The sequence below is a fragment of the Leucobacter chromiiresistens genome (genome assembly GCF_001477055.1).
GTDB lineage: Bacteria > Actinomycetota > Actinomycetes > Actinomycetales > Microbacteriaceae > Leucobacter > Leucobacter chromiiresistens_A.
The window spans coordinates 15,381-31,368 of record NZ_LDRK01000028.1 but is presented as its reverse complement, the minus strand read 5'-3'; the positions used below and the strand labels follow the sequence as shown (position 1 = coordinate 31,368).

14 protein-coding genes are annotated in these 15,988 nt (G+C 72.8%); 11 read left to right on the top strand and 3 right to left on the bottom strand.

The genetic code is table 11. From position 1 onward, the window contains the following. The first annotated feature begins 7 nt into the window (after positions 1 to 7). Genes NS354_RS06325 through NS354_RS06315 form a run of 3 tightly spaced genes read left to right on the top strand, consistent with a single transcriptional unit; the run spans position 8 to position 1,589 of the window. Entirely contained in the window at positions 8 to 577 is a 570-nt protein-coding gene (locus NS354_RS06325) for an RNA polymerase sigma factor (protein ID WP_082677942.1), read from the top strand. Then, a complete protein-coding gene (locus NS354_RS06320; protein WP_058593762.1) occupies positions 574 to 1,227 on the top strand; it encodes a hypothetical protein in 654 nt (217 codons plus the stop codon). Before NS354_RS06325 ends, NS354_RS06320 begins: the two co-directional genes overlap by 4 nt. Beyond that, positions 1,227 to 1,589 (top strand): hypothetical protein, encoded by a 363-nt coding sequence (locus NS354_RS06315; RefSeq protein WP_058593731.1) that lies wholly within the window; start codon positions 1,227 to 1,229, stop codon positions 1,587 to 1,589. The genes NS354_RS06320 and NS354_RS06315 overlap by 1 nt, the downstream gene beginning before the upstream one ends. Here the strand turns inward: NS354_RS06315 and NS354_RS06310 are convergent. Continuing rightward, a complete protein-coding gene (locus NS354_RS06310; RefSeq protein WP_058593730.1) occupies positions 1,580 to 2,599 on the bottom strand; it encodes an endonuclease/exonuclease/phosphatase family protein in 1,020 nt (339 codons plus the stop codon). The genes NS354_RS06315 and NS354_RS06310 overlap by 10 nt on opposite strands. A 322-nt stretch (positions 2,600 to 2,921) precedes the next feature. On the opposite strand from NS354_RS06310, the gene NS354_RS06305 reads away from it, so the two are divergent. Both NS354_RS06305 and NS354_RS06300 read left to right on the top strand, forming a co-directional pair. Then, positions 2,922 to 3,668, top strand: coding sequence for a DUF429 domain-containing protein (locus tag NS354_RS06305; protein WP_058593729.1), 747 nt, complete (start codon positions 2,922 to 2,924; stop codon positions 3,666 to 3,668). 94 nt (positions 3,669 to 3,762) lie between these two features. Further along, positions 3,763 to 6,903, top strand: coding sequence for a hypothetical protein (locus tag NS354_RS06300; RefSeq protein WP_058593728.1), 3,141 nt, complete (start codon positions 3,763 to 3,765; stop codon positions 6,901 to 6,903). Between the two features lie 50 nt (positions 6,904 to 6,953). Here the strand turns inward: NS354_RS06300 and NS354_RS06295 are convergent, their stop codons facing one another. Beyond that, positions 6,954 to 8,168, bottom strand: a complete 1,215-nt coding sequence (locus tag NS354_RS06295) for a heparan-alpha-glucosaminide N-acetyltransferase domain-containing protein (RefSeq protein ID WP_058593727.1) — start codon at positions 8,166 to 8,168, stop codon at positions 6,954 to 6,956. A 119-nt stretch (positions 8,169 to 8,287) separates the two neighbouring features. Between NS354_RS06295 and NS354_RS06290 the strand changes: the two genes are divergently transcribed. From NS354_RS06290 to NS354_RS06270, 6 genes are read left to right on the top strand one after another with little or no spacing between them, the layout of a single operon-like run. Continuing rightward, entirely contained in the window at positions 8,288 to 9,904 is a 1,617-nt protein-coding gene (locus tag NS354_RS06290) for a sodium-dependent transporter (RefSeq protein ID WP_241490387.1), read from the top strand. Next, complete coding sequence (locus tag NS354_RS13130; RefSeq protein WP_082677941.1) at positions 9,901 to 10,023, top strand: methionine/alanine import family NSS transporter small subunit; 123 nt, start codon at positions 9,901 to 9,903, stop codon at positions 10,021 to 10,023. Before NS354_RS06290 ends, NS354_RS13130 begins: the two co-directional genes overlap by 4 nt. Next, the gene (locus tag NS354_RS06285) at positions 10,023 to 10,388 is read left to right on the top strand and encodes a hypothetical protein (RefSeq protein WP_058593725.1); all 366 of its coding nucleotides are present in this window, start codon (positions 10,023 to 10,025) and stop codon (positions 10,386 to 10,388) included. Before NS354_RS13130 ends, NS354_RS06285 begins: the two co-directional genes overlap by 1 nt. Beyond that, positions 10,385 to 10,699, top strand: a complete 315-nt coding sequence (locus NS354_RS06280; RefSeq protein ID WP_058593724.1) for a hypothetical protein — start codon at positions 10,385 to 10,387, stop codon at positions 10,697 to 10,699. Before NS354_RS06285 ends, NS354_RS06280 begins: the two co-directional genes overlap by 4 nt. Further along, the gene (locus tag NS354_RS06275) at positions 10,696 to 11,070 is read left to right on the top strand and encodes a hypothetical protein (protein WP_058593723.1); all 375 of its coding nucleotides are present in this window, start codon (positions 10,696 to 10,698) and stop codon (positions 11,068 to 11,070) included. Before NS354_RS06280 ends, NS354_RS06275 begins: the two co-directional genes overlap by 4 nt. Next, complete coding sequence (locus NS354_RS06270; protein WP_153002126.1) at positions 11,067 to 12,293, top strand: C2 family cysteine protease; 1,227 nt, start codon at positions 11,067 to 11,069, stop codon at positions 12,291 to 12,293. Before NS354_RS06275 ends, NS354_RS06270 begins: the two co-directional genes overlap by 4 nt. 149 nt (positions 12,294 to 12,442) lie before the next feature. Here the strand turns inward: NS354_RS06270 and NS354_RS06265 are convergent, their stop codons facing one another. After that, positions 12,443 to 15,820, bottom strand: a complete 3,378-nt coding sequence (locus NS354_RS06265) for a putative Ig domain-containing protein (RefSeq protein WP_082677939.1) — start codon at positions 15,818 to 15,820, stop codon at positions 12,443 to 12,445. Positions 15,821 to 15,988: the final 168 nt, after the last annotated feature.

The following is a 15,988-nucleotide window of genomic DNA, read 5'->3' as shown; positions in this document are numbered from 1 at the left end:
CCGGCACGTGGTGACTGGTGGAGATCGCGCCCCCGGCGTCGAAGCGGCCGATGACCGCATCGTCGCGGGGCGTGCGGCAGACGGCGACGCGACCGCCTTCGCGGTGCTCGTGCGGAGATACACGCCCATGATGCGCGCCTACGCCCGCCGACTGCTGAACGGCACGGCCGACGTCGACGACGTGGTGCAGGAGGCGTTCGTGACGGCATGGGAGCAGCTGCCCGGGCTCGAAGACCCCGGCAAGGTGAAGAGCTGGCTCATGCGCATCACGAGCCGGAAGGCGATCGATCGCACTCGGGCCGCGCGGCCCTACTCCGCGCTCGACGCGGTCGAGCTGCCCGCCGCGGAGCGCTCGGCGCCCCCGCGGCAGGCGGAGGCGCGTGCCGGGATCGCCGCGCTCCGCGCCGCACTCCAGGAGCTGCCGCAACTCCAGCGCGAGTGCTGGGTGATGCGCGAGATCGGCGGAAGCTCGTACGACGAGATCGCCGACGAACTGCAGATCTCCCGTTCAACGGTGCGGGGCTTGCTCGCTCGCGCACGAAAAGACATCATCGTTCGGATGGAGCAGTGGCGATGAACGACCTCAACAGCCCGACGCCCGACGGTCTCGGCATGGAACCCGACGACCTCGACGGCTACACCATCGAGCAGCTCTCCGACTACCTCGATTCTGGGCGCATGCCCGCGAACCCTGAGATCGAGAGCTCGCCCGGCTGCCGCATCGCGCTCGACGCGCTGCAACGCCTGCGACAGCTCTCACCCGAGCTGCTCGCCGCCGACACGCGAGCCGAACCCGAGGCCGACGAGAGCTGGGTGCGGAGCATCCTCGCGGGCATCTCGCTCGACGCGCGCGCCGGGCGGCGGATCCCGATCCCGAGCCCCGAGCCCGCCGCCGATCTCGGCATCACCGAGGGCGCCGTGCGCGGCATGGTGCGCGCCGCCGAGAACGACGTCGCCGGGGTGCTCATCGGCCGGGTGCGGATCGACGGCGACCCGACCGACGCGAGCCTGCCGGTCACGATCTGCGCGGAGGTGAGCGTGGCGCACGGGATCGAGATTCCGAACGTGGTGGGCCAGCTGCGCGAGGCGATCGACTCGCGCCTCGCAGCCCACGCGCTGCTGAACCTCGCCGGGATCGACATCGTGGTGCAAGACGTGCACGGGGTGCCGTCGTCGTTCGGAGGCCGCCGGGGCGACGGGATCGAAACGGAGAGTGAGGAGCACTGATGAGCGCGATCACGAACGAATTGCTCGCCTCCCGCATCGAGGCGGCCGCGCTCGCCGTGCCCGGCGTCGCATCTGTCCTGCGCAGCGGGGTCAGCACCCGTGCGGTCATCGACGCGGGTGCCAGGCTGCTCGGCCTCGGCGAGCGCGGAAACTCCACGGTGCGCATCGAGCGGGGGAGCGAGGCGGTCTCGGTCGAGTGCTCCGTCGGTCTCGTGCGCACCCGCAGCGTCGTCGAGACGGTGCACGAGCTCCACCGTACGATCTCCGAGGTGGTGCGCGACGCCACCGGCCTGCCCGCGCGGGTCCGCATCACCGTTGGTCACGTGGACGAGGCTGCGCCCGAGGCGACCGCTCAGCCCTGACCGGCGGGCGCGACGGTCGCCCAGACCGCTCGGTGATCCGAACCCGACACCCGGAACGCCCCGCGGTCGAGCACCGCGAGTTCGCGCGTGAGCACGTGGTCGAGGGGCAGGACGGGCGGAATCCATTCGCGCGGCGCCCAGGTCGGCGGGGCGAAGATCGATCCGCACCCCGCCAGCGCTCCGGGCCCGGCGCAGAGCCCCCGGAAGGCCGGGTGAGCGGCGCTCGCGTTGAAGTCTCCGGCGACGACGAGCGGGCCGGTCGTCGATGCGGCCCAGGTGTCGAGCGTGCCGATCTCGTCGCGCCAGACCTCCGATCGTCCGTCGAGGGGCGGAACGGGGTGCACGGCGCGCACGCGCACCTTCTCGTCGCCGATGCGCACGTCTGCGGCCCACGAGGCGAACCGCATCTCATCCTCCGGCGCCAGCTCGACCTCGTCGAGCGGCGTCGCCGAGAGCATCGCGGTCGCCGCGCCGCCCGACGCATCGCTCACCAAGCGGAACGGGAAACGCTGCGCGGCCCCCGCGGCGTCGAGACGTGCGACGTAGTCGCGATCCGCCTCGAGCAGCAGCAGCACATCGGCATCGAGGGCCTGAGCCTCCGCGAGCAGCTCCGCGGGATCGCCGTTGCCGTAGAGCGCGTTGAACGACACCACCGTCGCGCGGTCGGCGGCCGCGGCTCCCGTCGCCGCTTCCCCCGGCGCGACTGCTCCTGATGCGGCGGGCGCGACGAGGATCAGGGCCGCGCCGATGTTCGCCGCCGACACGAGCGCGCAGACCCACGCGATCCGTGCACGCGGGGCGAGCAGCACCGAGCCGACCGCCACCGCGGCGGCGGCGCCCGCAGCCCAGGGCGCGCCCGCCTGCAGCGTCGGCACGATCCACGACCCGGCGGAGTCGACGAACCTCACGAGCGAGAGCAGGACGCCGATGGCGCTGATGAGCGAGGCGCAGTTCGCGAGCGCGCGTCGGATCGGACGTCGTGAGCTGCTGGGGTGCGGGAGGCGAGGCATGTGTCACCGTCACTTTCCGGTCAGTGTTCGCGATGCGAACGGCGGCCCCCTGACCGAGTGTATGCGGAGGCGGCGTGCCGGGGCACCTCTGCTCCCAGTCGCTCGCCGGCGTCGGCTGGCCGGTGCGCGCGGCCTTGAGCGGGCGGCGGCTCGCGAGTGCTCGCCAGCGTCGGGGATTCGGCTTCGGTGAGGCGTTTCGGCGGCGATCGGTCCCACCGACGGCGAATCTCTCACCGAAGCGATGGTTGGGGGAGGCGTGGAGGCGGAGGGGGGCGCAGTCAGCGCCCGCGCTCGGAGTGCGTGCCGCGCCTATCATGGTCGGATGCTGACAGCCGGAGTCGACCTCGCCGCGGAGCGCACGGGTACCGCGCTCGCCGTGATCGAGTGGGGCGATGCTCGAGCGGTGCTGCGGCACCTGCAGCTCGGCGTCGACGACGCGCAGATCGTCGAGACCATGCCGCGCGTCGCCCAGCTCGGGATCGACTGCGCCTTCGGATGGCCCGACGAGTTCGTCAGCTTCGTCGCGGCGCACGCCGCTCGGGATCGCGATGCGCCGCCGCCCGACGGCGGGATCGCCTGGCGCCGCACGCTCGCGTATCGGGCGACCGACCGCGACGTGCGCGAACGGACCGGGCGCTGGCCGCTGAGCGTCTCGACGGATCGGCTGGGGCTCACCGCGATGCGGTGCGCCGGACTGCTCGCCCGTCTCGAGGAGAGCGGGGCCGATGTCGACCGCTCCGGCGCGGGCGATGTGGTCGAGGTCTACCCGGGCGCGACGCTGCGGCACTGGGGGTTCGCGACGACGGGATACCGCGCGCACGCGGAGCGCCGCGAGCGGCTGCTCGGCGAGATCGGTGCCGCGGCGCCGTGGTTCGACGTCGATGGGTGCCGCGACCTGATGATCGCTTCGGCCGACGCCTTCGACGCCGTCATCGCCGCGCTCGCGGCGCGCAGCTCGGCGACCGGGCGCAGCACGCCGCCCCCTTTGGAGCTGCTCGATCGGGCGCGCCGAGAGGGGTGGATCGCCCTGCCGAACGTGGGTCTGCCCGAGCTGCTCGCCGGGCGCTGACGCCCGGGCCCGGCCCCGCGCCCCTGCCGTGGGCGCCACCGGGTTTGCTAGCGTAAGCCGCGTACGGGTCCGAATCGAGAACGGCGAGTGAGCGATGACCGAAGACACGACCGGAAGCGCCAGCGGATCGAATGAGCCCGAGGGCGACGACGACCTGCCGATCTACGAGCCCCCGTTCGGCCTCGACGCGGTGCCGGGCTTCTGCGAGCGCCTCGTCGAGTACCTGATCGCCGAATCGCCAGACGACGAGTTCACGTTCGAGGGGGTGGAGGGGGAGGAGTCGCAGGGCGTCTGGATTCTGCCGCTCGGCGGCTACGATCCGAACGAAGACAAGACGCTCACCGAGGGCGCCCCCGCAGACCGCGAGCTGCCGCCGGGCGGCTACGCCGAGGTTGCCGACACGTGGGCGCAGGGCGTGCGCCGCGTGCTCCACCAGGCGTGGGGCGCTCCGCTCGTGCGCACGCCGAAGCTGGTGGGCGTCTCGCAGGAGCCGGAGGGCATCCTCGACTTCCTCATGGTCGCGGTGAGCATCGACCGGGCCGAGATGTGGGATCGCGGCGAGCTGTGCTGCGTGCTCCTCACCAGCTGGGACGGCGAGCCGATGACGAGCATGCTGCGGCAGATCCTCGTGGTGCTGCCCCGCGAGTACGCCTTCGGCGGCATGGCGGTGCTCGCCGACGACGAGATCACGGTGCACGACCTGATCATGCACGGCGAGCACCCCCTCGAGCTGCGCCGGCGCGCGTGGCTGATGAGCACGCTGGCCGGGCAGGGCGAGGTGCGGGTGCGCGGCACGGCGCTCGAGGCGTCGCGGTTCAGCCTGCGGTCGCGGGGCGGCACGACGACGGTGTGGACGTTCGCCGACGACGGCCGGGTGCTGGTGCTCATGCAGGATCCCGATTCCGAGTTCATCACGAGCGCCGCGGGGCAGCTCATCGCCGATCAGCTGTCGGGCGCGGAGCCGCAGGCCGCAGGCGACGGGGCCGAGGCGGCGCACCCCGAGGAGTTGCTGGAGGAGGCCCGGCTGATCCTGATCGCCCGCATGCTCGACGGCATTCCCGAGGATCTGCGCGAGCTGATCGCCGCCCCCGCCGAGAACGGCCGCGGCGAGCCGAGCGAGCACGAGCTCGAGTTCCGCGTGCTCGGCGACCAGCCGCTGCCGATCATCTCGGGCGCGGTCTGGTTCGACGGGGAGCACTGGAGGGTGACGCGCAACCTGCTCGAGATCGGCAGCCTGAACGACTTCGGCATGGACGACTTCGGGTTCGCGGACGCGGTGCGGCGGCCCTACCGGCTCGGCGGATCCTTCACCGCCGACGACGTCGCCGGGCGCGCGACCGACGAGCGCCGCCGGCAGATCGAGCAGCTGTTCGCGGCGTGCCCCTACCCGGAGCAGCAGCGGCCCGCCGACCACGAGCGCCTCGGCTACGGGCTGCCGCGCGACGCGACGCACGGCGACCTGGTGGCGCAGATCGAACGGATCACGGAGGCGTGGTGGAGCACCGACCCCGGGTCGGTCGACTGGAAGGATCGCACCTTCAGCGTGGGCGGCCGCGACCTGCGCGACGACGACGGTCGCGTGCTGCGCACGGTGCTCGCCGTCGCCGAGCCCTGGACGGTGGAGGTGCTGCAGGCCTGGGTCGGCGGGCTGAGCGATGCGATGGAGGATCGGTGGGGCCCGGCCTTCGAGATGCAGGCGCGCGAACCGAGGACGGGCATGGAGCGCAAGACGCCCGTCGCGCGCGTGATGCGCGGCATCGGCATCATGAGCGCGCCCATGTGGTGGGTGAACGGCCACGCAGTGGTGCTCGTCGCCGGCGCCCCCGACCCGAGCACCGGCGAGGACCCGCAGGCGATCCTCGTGATCGGGAGGGCCGACGCAGTGGTCGACCTCATGCGCGGCACCCGGACGTGGGAGCTGCGGCAGCGCACGCGGGTGATCGCGTCGCTCGCGACGGAGGTCGCCGGCGAGCCCGCCCCGCAGGAGATCGCGTGGCGCGGGCCGCACCTCGCGGGGTCGTCGGTGCGCCCGGACGCGGTGCGGGGGCGGGTGCGCGCCGACGACCACTACTGGGTGTGGCACTTCGCCCACGACGGGCGCGGGCTGCTCATGTCGTTTCCGGTCGACGCAGCGGCGGCCGAGGAGGCGCGGCTCTCGTTCGAGGATCAGGCCCGGCTCTTCGCCGGGGTGCCGGTGGATCTGCTGTCGCTCGTCACCGACCGCGACCCCGATGGGCTGTACCCCGTGGTGACGCGCGAACGGCCGGACGGATCGGCGATCCCGGGCTTTCTGCCGACCGCGAGCGCACTGCCCGCGGTGCAGGCGGTGTTCTGGCGCGACGCGTACGACTGGCGCGCTTCGGGCGGCATGCTGGAGCGGGTGCGGCCCGCGTTCGCGGCGGCGGTTTCGGAGGCGCAGGGCGACGCCGACGCGGCTCCCGACACGGCCCCCGACTCGGCACCCGACACGGCCCCCGACACGATTCGCGGCCATGCTCCGCATGCGGCTCCCGACACGTCGAATCCGTTCGCGACCCTCTACTCGGCCGTGATCGGTGTGCCGCAGCTGCAGTGGGCGGTGGGGGCCGGCGAGGAGTTCGGATCGCACATCCTCGCCGACGACCGCTACTCGAGCGTCGTCTTCGGGCACCCCGTCGCCTTCGAGCAGGCCGAAGCGGCCTACGCGCAGCTCGGCGACGTTCACCGCGTGGCGCTCACCGGGTCGCTCAACCAGTTCCTCGACACCGTGCTCGGCATGCCGCCGCGCCGCTACGTGCTCGACGCGGCGCTCGCGAACCCCGACCCGCGGAACCGCGCCGAGATCGCGTTCCTGCTGCTCGAAGATCTCGACGACCTCGATGCATCGGTGCAGCTGTCGCACCTCACCCCGGTCAACGTGCTGTTCGAGAACCCGACGCTCGGCGCCGACGACCGGCTGCTGCTCATCAGGCTGCTCGAAGCCGGGGCCGAGGCCGGGTCGGGCCTCGGCGGCCCGGGCGTCGCGCGCCATCCGATCGTGCAGCTCGCCGACCGCGACCTCGACGACGCCGTCATCGAGCTGTTCGTGCACTCGCTCCTCATGCGGGGCGAGCTCGACGTGACGGCGCCCGCCCTGCCCGACGGCCGCAGCGTGCTCGCGTACGTCGAGGCCGGCGAGTTCGCGCACGGACGCAGCCGCACGGGGCTGCTCGCGCAGCTGCGGGAGGCGGAAGGCGGGTTCCCGTTCGAGCCGTGACCGGTCAGTGCGGTGCAGTATTCGAGGTCGAAGTGCGCGGAAGTGACCGCTCAACGGCGGTTCCAGCGCGCGGGCGCCTTCGTGATCGCGCCGAGCAACCATTCGAGCGGGCCCTGCCCCACGGTCAGCGCCCACAGCGTGCACCCCGCGATCACGCCCGCGGTCGTCGGCCAGAACGGCTCGAGGGCGCGGAACCCGGCCGACGGGTCGAGCCCCGGGTCGCGCGCCGTCTCGACCGCGATCCAGACCGCCCAGATGCCGATGTGCACGACGTACGCGGTGAGCGGCATGGAGCCCACGGCGCGCAACGGCAGCGCGATCCAGCGCAGGGGCGTGAGGCACAGCAGCACCGCGGCGCCCGTCACCGCGAGCGCGAACCCGCCCGAGCCGAGCGCCTCGCCCACGCCCGAGCCGTGCGGGGCGTCACTCAGCGCGGTGACCCACCACGCGCCGGAGCCATCCGAGAACGCGCGCGCCTCGGCCGCTTCGGCCGCGCGCGCAATCGACCCGACCACCCCGTACCCGAGCGCGGCGAGCAGCACGCCCGCGCCGAGCAGCGGCCACGCGTACCTGCGCGAGCGCATGAGCAGCGCGCCCGCCGCCATGCCGCACAGCAGGAACGCGAGCCACAGCGGCAGCGGGTAGTTCCACGCGATGAGGCGGAGCGACTCCTCGACCGCGAGCGGGTCGTCGCTGCGGGCGACCGCGCCGTCGATCCACTGCACGGCGAACGGCGCCCCGAGGGCGAGCGCGGCCGACAGCGCGAAGAGCGCCCGCGGGGCGAGCCGCGTGAAGGGGATCGCGAGCACGAACAGCGCTCCGTAGGCGGGCAGGATCACGTACACCGGCACCTCGAGATCATCGAGCCAGATGCCGAGCAGCCAGAGCAGCACGCCGCGCAGCAGCAGCTGCGCGCGCAGCCCGAACAGCGGCGCCGACGCCGAGACCGCGCCCGCCAGCCGGCGGCGCTCCGCCGCGACCGAGACGATGCCGAGCGACACCCCGGCGAGCATGGCGAAGAGCACCGCCGAGCGCCCCTCCACCAGGCCCGACCAGGTTCCGGGGTCGCCCCACTCGAGCGGTGAGATCACCGCCAGGTGAGCCGCGAACACGCCGATCACGGCGAGGCCGCGAGCGAGATCGACCCCCGCGATGCGCGCCGGGGGGCCGAGCCGCGCGGCCCGCGACGCGACGCGCGACGCGACGCGCCCGAGCGGCCCGGCCCGGCGGGGCGCGGCTTCGGCGGGGGGCGCGGCGGGTCTCATCGGGTACGACAGTAGGGGAGTCGTGCGGAATGCGCGAGGCGACCGGCGCGACTCCGCCGCGCTTCCCAGGCAGTGGAAGGCGCTTCGCGAGCGGGCGGCCCGCCTGCTACCGTGACTGCGTGACTGAATCAGTGCAGACCAGCGCTCCCGAGCGCGAAACGTGGGGCCGCAGAAGCGCCTTCATCATCGCCGCCATCAGTTCGGCCGTCGGCCTCGGCAACATCTGGCGGTTCCCGGGGGTGGCCTACGAGAACGGCGGCGGCGCCTTCCTGATTCCGTATCTCGTCGCCTTTCTCACGGCGGGCCTGCCGATCCTCTTCCTCGACTCCGCCATCGGCCACAAGTTCCGCGCCGCGCCGCCGCTCGCGTTCAAGCGGCTCAACCGCAAGGCGGAGCCGCTCGGCTGGTGGCAGGTGGGCGTCTCCTTCCTCATCCTCACCTACTACGCCGTGATCATCGCCTGGGCGCTCGGCTTCGTCTGGTTCAGCTTCGGCCGTCAGTGGGGCGACGACGCCGTCGGCTTCTTCACCGGCGACTACCTGCAGCTCGCCGACGCCCCCGGCGTCACGCTGGACTTCGTGCCCGCGGTGCTCATCACCCTGCTGATCGTCTGGATCGCCGCGATCGTCGTGATGTCGCTCGGCCTGCGACGCGGCCTCGATCGCGCGAATCGCATCACCCTGCCCCTGCTCGTGATCGTCTTCGTGATCATCGTGATCTACGCGATGACGCTCCCCGGCGCATGGGACGGCATCAACCAGTTCTTCGAGCCCGACTTCGCGGCGCTCGCGCACCCGGGCGTCTGGCTGGCGGCCTACGGGCACATCTTCTTCTCGTTCTCGATCGCGTTCGGCATCATGCTGACCTACGCGTCGTACATGAAGCGGCGCAGCGACCTCGCGGGGTCGGGCGTCGTCGTCGCCTTCGCGAACTGCGCGTTCGAGATCCTCGCGGGCATCGGCGTGTTCGCCGCCCTCGGCTTCCTCGCCTACACGCAGAACGTGCAGATCGACGACCTCGAGGGGCTGAGCGGCGTCGCCCTCGCCTTCATGACGTTCCCGACGCTCCTGAGCGAGATGCCGGGCGGCGCCTTCATGGGGGTGCTCTTCTTCGGATCCCTCGTGCTCGCCGGGTTCTCGTCGCTGCTCTCGATCTACCAGGTGGTGACCGGCGCCCTGCAGGACAAGACCGGATGGTCGACGCGCCGCGTCGCCGTGACGGTCGGCCTGGCGGCAGGCATCCCGTCGGTGCTGCTGTTCGGCACGTCCTCGGGTCTGAACGTGCTCGACGTGCTCGACGCGTTCGTCAACAACATCGGCGTCACCGGCTCGGCCGTCGCCACCCTCGTGCTGGTCGCCTGGGTCTTCCGCGCCGTGCCGAGCCTGCGCGCGCACCTCAACGCGCTCTCATCGCTGAAACTCGGCCCCATCTGGACAGTCGCGGTCACGGCGATCACCCCCGTGATCCTCGCCATCATTCTGGTGCGCGGGGCGACCGAATACCTCACTGCCGGCTACGGCGGATTCCCGACCTGGTTCGTCACGACGATCGGCTGGGGCGCCATCGCCCTGCTCGCAGTCTTCTCGTTCGCGATGAGCTACCGGGCGTACCGCCGCAGCGACGCCACGAGCTTCGTGCCCGATGAGCCCGACCGGCTCCGCACCGAGATGACGGACCTCATCGCCGAGGCCCGCGAGACAACCGCGCAGCGACGCACCACGGGAGGAACACGATGACCACCGGCGCACTCGTCATGATGGTGCTCTCCATCGGTATTCTCTGGGGCGGGCTCGCCTGGTCGATCCTCCGGCTGCGCAAGCACCCCGACGTCAGCGGAGCCGGCGAGGACGACTGATGACACTCGCCATCGACGACGGCGACGTGGCAGCGATTCGCCGACGGCTGCGCGTCGCGGCGGAGGACGCGGGGGAGGCGGTGCCGACGATGCCGCGCGCGGGGGCCTTCGGGCCGGCGGTGCTCGGCAGCGCCGTCGCGGCGTTCGAAGCCGCTATGCGTCGGGAGGCGGAGCGCCTGACGAAGCGATGGGCCGACCTCGAGACCGGAGTGCGCGACACCTTCGCCGACCTGAGCGCGGTCGAGGAGGAGCTCACGGCCGGCATCGGGCGCCTCGGCGCGGCGATCGGCCCGGGGGCGGGCGGCTCGCCCGTCGGTGCTCCTCCCGGCGCCGGCTCCGACACGGGCGCGGGGCCGCGACCGTGAGCACGCGGCCCGAGCTGCTGCGCCAGGGGGCGCAGCGACGTGGCGCGACCTGCTCGATCGGGTTCATCACGACGACGCTCCGGCCTTCCGAAGCCGGCGGCGGCCTCGCGGCCCGTCTCGGCATCTCGGGCCCTGCAGGTCGCACCTCGGTCGAGCTCGCCCCGGGGGAGTCGGCGCAGCTTCCCGGCGGAGGATCCGTGCGCGTGATCGACCTCTTCGCGAGCCCCGACGGCACGCAGACCGCCGCGGCGATCGAGATCGACGAGCCCCGGGAGGCCGATGCTGCGCCCGGAGGCGGGGCGCGACCGTGAACCGCAGGAAGCGGATCGCCGCGGGCGCCGGCGGCGTCGCGATCGCGGGGGCGGTCGTCGCCGTCGGGCTGCTCGGCTTCGTCGGCGTCGAGCGCACGGTGCCCGCGGGAGCTCAGACGCGGATCTGCGGTGCGACGATCGGTGTCTCGGTGAGCGAAGCGGGCCGCAGCGCGCGGCTGCTCGGCGTCTCGGAGTCGGCGCTCGCCGCGGGCGACCGGGCGCGCGTGCATCCGCTCTGCGTCGTCGAGGTGCTGAGCGTCGCGGGGTCGGGCGATGACGGGCCGGGCGACGACGGGCCCGGCGTCGCGGCGTCTGGCGCCGACGCCGACGGCGCGCAGGCCGCGGTGCGCCTGCGGTGGCGGCTGTGGTGAGCGGGTTCGGCGATCCGGCCGCCGTCGAGACGGCTGCGGCGAGCCTGCGCACCGGCGCGCAGGCCGCCGAGCGCGCCCGGCACGAGGCGGCCCGCGCGCGGCCCGACACCTGGACGGGTGCGGCGGCCGACGCCTACCGGGCGGCGCTCGAGCGAACGCTGCCCGAGACCGTGAACATCGCCGATGCGCTCGACGCGGCGGGCTCCACGCTGCGCCGGTACGCCGCGGTGCAGCGCGAGGCCGCGTCGGTCTTCGCGGAGGCGCAGGACGACGTCGACCGCTCGGCCCGTGCGCTGCGCGGCAACCCGCTCGACCTCGGCGCGGCGCTGACGGGTCTGCGGGCGGAGTTCGCCGCGACGGCGGCGCTCGGGCAGCTGCAGGAGGCGGCCGCCACTGCGGCCGCGGAACTGCGCGCCGCCATCGGCGAGGAAGGCGACGGGCGGCCCTGGTGGGATCCGTTCGGCTGGTTCACCGACGCGGAGGACCCCGATGAGCGGGTCTCCGACAACATCCTCGACGACGACGCCTTCGACCCCGACGACGTGGCGCAGGGCAGCATCGGCGACTGCTTCATGCTGAGCTCGGTCGTGGCGCTGCTGAACACCGACGCGGGCGACGCGTTCATCCGCGACCACGTGCGCTGGGACGCGGAGCGGGAGGGGTACTGGGTGACCCTGTACGCGAACGGAGAGCCCGAGGAGGTCTTCGTCGAGTACGTCTTCGACAACGGGGCGAGGCAGAGCGACTGGGACTGGTGGATCTTCGGCGGCGACAAGCCGTCGATCGCCGCCCTCTACGAGGCGGCCATCCGTCAGGAGTACGGGTACGACTTCATCGACGGCGGCGTGCCCGCCGAGGCGATGGAGATCATCACGGGGCACCCGGTCGACGTCATCGAGAACGGCAACTACGCCGGCCTGGACGCCGATCAGGTCGACGAGCTGCGCGACGTGCTCGACGACGGCGGCCAGGTCGTCATCTCGTCTCCCCGGAGCGGCGACCACCAGATCACGGTCACCGACCCCGACGGGAACTCCCGCGAAGTCGACGTGGTGACGTCGCACTCGTACGTGATCACCCGCATCGACCCCGACGGGAGCGTGTGGATGCGCAACCCCTGGGGCCCCGGCAACAGCGCCGACGGCGGCGGCGAGTTCCGCGTCAGCGCCGCGGACGTCGAGGATCTGTTCTGGCGGGCGACCATGACGAACGTCACGGAGTAGGGCGCTCGGAGCGGGTGCGGCGTGCAGGCGCTCGGAGCGCGTGCGGCGTGCAGGCGCTCGGAGCGCGCGCACGACGCAGCCCCCGGACCCTGAGCGGATCCGGGGGCTGCGTCACTCACGCGCGGTGCGGTGCGAGCCGAGCGCCGGGCTCAGCCGACGCGGCGGCGGCGCAGCGCCAGCGCGAGCCCGCCGACCAGCCCGCCCATCAGCAGCAGTGCGCCGCCGAGGAGGGCTGCGGGAGCCGCGTCCGCACCGGTGGCGACGAGGCCGCCGCCCGATCCGGTGCCGTTGCCGGCGGGTGCGGCGGCATCACCGGGCGCCGCGGGAGCGGGCGCGGCGGCGTCCGCAGCGTCCACGTAGCCCTCGAACGCGAAGGTGAGCAGCTCACCGGTGCCGTTGTCGACCGTGATGATGAACGAGTACGGTCCCTCGTGCAGCGGGGTGCCGCTCAGGATGCCCGTCACCGGGTCGAGGCTGAGCCCCTCGGGCAGCGCGCCACTGGTGACGAGATACGTCGGCGCCGGGTCGGAATCGACGCCCTCGCTCAGATCGACCTCGACGTACGTGCCCTGCTGCAGCTGGGGCAGCTTCACCGTGGAGCCGGGGGTCTGCACCGGCGACTTCACGACGGTGCCCGTGAACTCCTGCGCGATCGCCTCGCCGACGCCGTTCGACGCGGTGATGGTGAACGCGAACGCGCCCGACTGCGTCGGCGTGCCGGTGATGGCGCCGGTGAGCTCGTTCAGGCTGAGCCCCGCGGGAAGGGTGCCCGAGGTGACCGAGTAGGTCGCCGCGGGGGTGCCCTGAGCGAAGACGCCGTCCGTGAACGCGGCGCCCACGCGCAGGTCTCCGATGGTGCGGTCGACCCAGACGGGCGCGTCGGTCACGACGCCGGTGAGCTCGAGCGGCACGGGATCGCCGATGCCGTTCGACGCGCCCAGCGTCACCGAGTAGGAGCCCGGAGCGGTCGGCGTGCCGGTGATCTCGCCGGTGGTCTCGTTCAGCGTCAGCCCTTCGGGCAGCGAGCCGGCCAGGATCGAGTACGTCGGAGTCGGCGTGCCCGAAGCGGTGAACGTCGTCGAGACGTCGACGCCGGTCTGCAGCGCGAGGCCCTCGTGCGCGTTCCAGACCGGGGCCTGGTCGACGACGCCCGAGAACTCGCGCGTCGCATCGGCGCCGACGCCATTGGTCGCGGTGACGGTGAACGCGTACTCGCCCGCCGTCGTCGGCGAACCGCTGAACGCGCCCGTGATCGGGTTGAGCGAGACGCCCTGCGGCAGCTCGCCCGCGGTCACCAGGTACACCGGAGCGGGGGTGCCGGCGGCCTGCAGCGTTCCGGTCGCGCCCGCACCGACGATCCAGTGCCCGGGATCCCCGGTGATCGCGCCCGGCGCGGCGACGACGGTGCCCGAGACGTTGAGCCCCTGCGTGCCCTGCGTGTTCGTCGCGAGGATCACGAACGAGTACGGCCCGGCCTCGGTCGGCGTGCCGCTGATGCGGCCGGTCGCCGCGTCGAGCGTGAGCCCCGCGGGCAGTGCGCCCGCGCTGATCGAGTACGTCGGCGCCGGGGTGCCGGTCGCGGTGAAGGTCACGTCGAGCGCTTCGCCCACCTCGGGAGCCCAGCCGACGGCGATGCTCCAGTTCGGCGCCTCCTCGACGGTGCCCGTGAACTCGCGCGTCGTCGCCGTGCCGATGCCGTTCGATGCGGTCACGGTGAAGGCGTACTCGCCCGCCGTGGTCGGCGTGCCGGTGAAGGCCCCGGTCGCCGGATCGAGCGTCACGCCGGCGGGCAGTGCGCCCGCCGTGACGGTGAAGCTGGGTGCGGGGGTGCCGGTCGCGGCGACGGCGCCGGCTGCGGGCTCGCCGACGACGAAGGCGTCGGGTGCGCCGGTGATCGCGCCGGGAGCCGCGTTGACGGTGCCCGAGACCTCGAGATCGGCGGTGCCGGTCGGGTTCGTCGCGCGCAGCGTGAACGAGTACGCGCCGGCCTCGGTCGGGGTGCCCGACACGACGCCGGTCGCGGCGTTGAGCGCGAGACCCGCGGGCAGGGCGCCGTCGACGACGGAGTAGGTCGGCTTGGTCGCGCCGCTCGCGGTGAAGGTCACGGAGACGGCGTTCCCGGCGATGGGATCGCCGAGCGACTGCGGCGTCCACACCGGCGCGGCGGGGGCGCCGCACACGAAGCCGTTGAGCGGCGTCGACACCGAGGTGGTCTCGCCGATCGCATTCACCTTCGTGACGCTCACGCGCAGCTGGCTGCCGGGGGAGTCGACGAGGTAGCAGGAGTCACCCGTCGCACCGGCGATCGGCGTCGCCGGGCCGCCGTTCACCGACTGCGTCCACTGCACGCGCGTCGCCGTGATCGGCGAGCCGCCGTCGAGCCAGGTGCCCTCGTTGAACGAGATGGTGTCGCCCTCGCTCGCGGCTCCCGTCATGAAGGGCGCGCCGGCGTTGACGGGCGCGGTGCGCGCCGCGAGCACGCGGAAGGACTGCGGGGTGGTTTCGGCGGGTACGTACTCGCCGCCGCCGGCCTGGTTGGCCACGATGGTGCAGGTGCCCACGTTGCCGGTGAAGGTGACCGTGCTGCCGTTCACCGCGCAGATCGAGGTGGTGCTCGTGCTGAAGGTCACGGCGCCGCCCGGCGCCGTCGCGCTGACCGTGAGCGGGCCGTCGGCGACGACCCGGTCGGAGAGCTGCCCGAAGTCGATCGGGTTCGCCTGACCGAGCTTGAGCACGTTGTCGATGTACATGTTCGAGCCGATGGCGAAGCCGCCGGTCTGGTCGTACGTGCCGTTGACGAAGCGGAACCGGTAGGTGCCGTCGGCGGGGATCTTCTTGCTCGACGTCGTCCAGTTCTGCGTGCCGCCGCGGCCGTACGCGATCAGCGTGTGATCGGCCGGCGTGCCGTACCCCTGACCGTCCACGCGCACCAGGTACGCGTAGATCTCGTAGTCGTCGCTGACGCGCTGCGCCGCCCAGTCGAAGGAGACCGCCTGTCCGTCCGTCGCGGTGAAGGGCTGCGAGTAGACCTCCGGACCGAACGCGGAGCAGTAGGTGGTGAGCCCGCCGAACGTGTTGTTGTTGTTGCAGCTGCCGCCCGAGGTCAGCTGCAGAGCGCCGGTGCGGCCCAGGAAGGGGACGTTCGTCGCGGAGCCGAACGTCATCGAGCTGGCGCGCTCGTCGCTCTCGCGCTGCCAGCCGATGTTGGTGGCCGAGTAGTTCCAGTCGGTCACGAACTCGTAGGGCTGGCCCGACTTCGCGTCGGTGCCGCGCACGGTGTACGGTCCGATGCCGCTGATGCTGACCGGGCCGCGCTGCGAGCGGCTCGCGAGGTCGCCGAGCGTCACGAGATTGTTGTTCGGGGTTTCGAACTGGATGTTCTCGACGGCGGCGGCTGCGGGCTCCGCCGAGCCGATCACCAGGCCCGAGAAGGCGACGGCGGCCGTCGCGGCGATGGCGATCGCGCGCCCGGCGCGAGATCGCAGGCGATTCGTGCGTGCGCGCGGCACGCGAAATGATGACAACATGTGCTCCCAGATACCCGTGCGACATGTTGAGTGATCTTCATGCCTGCTTCAACAGTGAATTGACCGTGATCACTCACGTCCCCCGGGTGAAAGATAGCCGAGTCGGGGCGACGCTCAGGCGCGAAGCCTCGGTTTTCACCCCCGCTTTCACCCGGCGGGCGACACCGG

Coding starts and splice junctions, on each gene's coding strand:
- NS354_RS06320 (WP_058593762.1), top strand. CDS start 574: ATGAACGACCTCAACAGCCCGACGCCCGACGGTCTCGGCATGGAACCC.
- NS354_RS06315 (WP_058593731.1), top strand. CDS start 1,227: ATGAGCGCGATCACGAACGAATTGCTCGCCTCCCGCATCGAGGCGGCC.
- NS354_RS06310 (WP_058593730.1), bottom strand. CDS start 2,599: ATGCCTCGCCTCCCGCACCCCAGCAGCTCACGACGTCCGATCCGACGC.
- NS354_RS06305 (WP_058593729.1), top strand. CDS start 2,922: ATGCTGACAGCCGGAGTCGACCTCGCCGCGGAGCGCACGGGTACCGCG.
- NS354_RS06300 (WP_058593728.1), top strand. CDS start 3,763: ATGACCGAAGACACGACCGGAAGCGCCAGCGGATCGAATGAGCCCGAG.
- NS354_RS06295 (WP_058593727.1), bottom strand. CDS start 8,168: ATGAGACCCGCCGCGCCCCCCGCCGAAGCCGCGCCCCGCCGGGCCGGG.
- NS354_RS13130 (WP_082677941.1), top strand. CDS start 9,901: ATGACCACCGGCGCACTCGTCATGATGGTGCTCTCCATCGGTATTCTC.
- NS354_RS06285 (WP_058593725.1), top strand. CDS start 10,023: ATGACACTCGCCATCGACGACGGCGACGTGGCAGCGATTCGCCGACGG.
- NS354_RS06265 (WP_082677939.1), bottom strand. CDS start 15,820: ATGTTGTCATCATTTCGCGTGCCGCGCGCACGCACGAATCGCCTGCGA.